2 protein-coding genes are annotated in these 2,511 nt (G+C 42.8%); both read left to right on the forward strand.

Features of this window, described 5'->3' with window-relative positions:
* Positions 1-243 precede the first annotated feature (243 nt).
* On the forward strand, positions 244-942 hold the full coding sequence (ubiE, locus tag IM456_RS22185) for a bifunctional demethylmenaquinone methyltransferase/2-methoxy-6-polyprenyl-1,4-benzoquinol methylase UbiE (protein WP_149986247.1): 699 nt from the start codon (positions 244-246) through the stop codon (positions 940-942).
* 35 nt (positions 943-977) lie between these two features.
* A complete protein-coding gene (locus IM456_RS22190) occupies positions 978-2,216 on the forward strand; it encodes a DUF445 domain-containing protein (protein WP_287705298.1) in 1,239 nt (412 codons plus the stop codon).
* Positions 2,217-2,511: the final 295 nt, after the last annotated feature.

Genomic DNA, 2,511 nt, shown 5'->3' on the forward strand with positions numbered 1-2,511 from the left:
TAACCCTTATTTAGAAAGGCATTTGGCGATTTTTGTCAATTGTTTTTGATCTAGAGCGAACTCATCAATTAAGTCTCTTGCCAGAGAAGGATTTAGTCAATTTATGCCCCCCTATCGAACCATAACAAGTAACGAAGAGCCAAGATAACTGCTGTAGATGGTCAACAGCTTATCTCCGTGAGCGCAGATAGGATAGAATGGTATAACTTCATCTGGGATTTTCTCTGATGCCATATTATAAAAATGTCCAATCAATCCTCACCTAACTCCACAGAAATACAAGCAATTTTTGATCAGATCGCTCCCGAATATGACCGCCTCAATCAAGAATTAAGTTTAGGATTACACCGTATCTGGAAATTAATGACAGTCAAATGGTGTCAACCCGAAAAAGGGGATTTTGCCCTCGATATCTGTTGTGGTAGCGGCGACCTGACTAACCTATTATCAAAACAAGTGGGTAAAACTGGCAAAGTGATCGGACTAGATTTTTCCCCACAACAATTAAAAATCGCCCGTCAACGTTTTAGCGCCACTAATATTAACTGGATGGAGGGGGATGCCCTCAATTTACCCTTTGCCGATTCTAGCTTTGATTGTGCCACTATCGGCTATGGATTACGCAATGTGGTCGATATTGCCCAATGTCTGGGGGAATTATACCGAGTCCTGAAACCGGGTGCTAAAGCGGCGATTCTTGACTTCCATCAACCCACCGAAACCATCGCCAAATTATTCCAAAACTGGTATCTCGATCATATCGTCGTTCCCGCCGCCGAGCGCTACGGCTTAACTGACCAGTACGCTTATATTAGTCCCAGTATCGATCGCTTTCCCCAGGGCCCAGAACAGGTAAAATTAGGCTATCGGTCGGGATTTTCCGGTGCCGTTCACTATCCACTCCTAGCAGGACTGATGGGAGTGTTAGTCTTGAAGAAATAACTTACTCACATTTCCGTTTATTTTTTGCTGCTAAATTGAATCTCCCTACTCTTTGGACATGGATCTTACCGCCGATCGCGGGGGCAATTATTGGCTATTTTACGAACGATGTAGCCATTAAAATGCTATTTCGTCCCTACAAAGCGATTTATATCGGTAAGCGTCCTCTTCCCTTCACCCCGGGGCTAATTCCTCGCAATCAAGATCGATTAGCTGTCCGGGTATCGGATACGATCATGGGTTCCCTGTTAACTCCCGAGGAATTACAAAAACTGGCTAAACGACTCCTCGACACCGAAAGGGTACAGGGGGCGATCCTCTGGCTGTTACAATTAGCTTTAAAACAAATAAAAGGCGATCGGCAAGCAAAAACAGCCGAGATTTTGGCGGCGATTCTTCACGATTTATTCGGGGAATCTTTAGCGAGATTACTAAAAGTTTTAGCCCGACGGCAGGACTTTTTAGAAAAACAGATCAATCAAATTTTTGATCGCCTAGTCTTAGAATTTTCTCTCAGTGAACAACAGGCACGACAATTCTCCGATTGGCTATTAGAAACTGTCCTACCTGCTGATGTTATCCGTCTAGCTTTAATCGATTTTTTAACCGATCGCAATATTCAGGTTATCGATGAAGGATTTCGGGAAAAAACCAGTGGAACCTATTGGGTAGTAGCCAATTTATTCGGTTTACGCAATGCCCTGGCCCGCTTACGCACTTTTTGCCTTGATGAAAAGGATTTAGCTAATACCAGAATCAAAGAATTATTACTATCTTTAGAGATGCGTAATCGTCTGAAAAACTGGTTACAAGGTATCTCTTTGCAAAATTTACCTATCTCCACCGTCAGACAATTGCGTAAAACCACTAGAGACACGGTGCGAATTTATATTCAAGAAAGTGGCGAACAATTTCTGCAAGATTTTGGACAAACGATCGACTGGGATCAAATCGCTAATTTAATTATTAATCGTCTGCAATCTTCGGAGTCAATGACTACATCATTAGGGGTAATTAGTCAAGAGTTAGCGTTAATTTTAGAGCGTTATCTAGAGGAAGATTTAGAGAAATTAGTCGCCCAAATTATCCCGATTCTCAACATCGATCAGGTGATCCGCGATCGGGTAAATGCCACTTCCCCCGCCGATCTGGAAAATGCTATTCAAGGCATTGTTAAACAGGAATTACAGGGAATTGTTAATCTTGGTGGTATTCTCGGTCTTCTAGTCGGACTAATACAAACAATTATTTTAATCGCACAGAATCCGGGGTAATAATTAGGGTTTGCCGAAAAAGTTTTTCGTGGGGACAGGGTGTGGGGTGTGGGGTGTGAATTTTCCCCCTGAAAAAGCCTTAATCTAACAAGGTTTTTAGATTTATTCAGCAAGCCCTAATTAGGGTTTGCTGAAAAAGTACGGGCGAAGCATTCGGGCAATAACCTATCGGTGAAACCGTAGATTTTTTATCCGAATGCTTCGCCCCTACAGGACGCGGGCCGATGAAGACGCAAGGTTTTGAAGCACGATTCTCTCAAAATCTTGCACCTGTTTCGCGAGAAAAGCCACAAAA

This window comes from Microcystis sp. M079S1 (genome assembly GCF_020246425.1).
Taxonomy (GTDB): Bacteria; Cyanobacteriota; Cyanobacteriia; order Cyanobacteriales; family Microcystaceae; genus Microcystis; species Microcystis aeruginosa.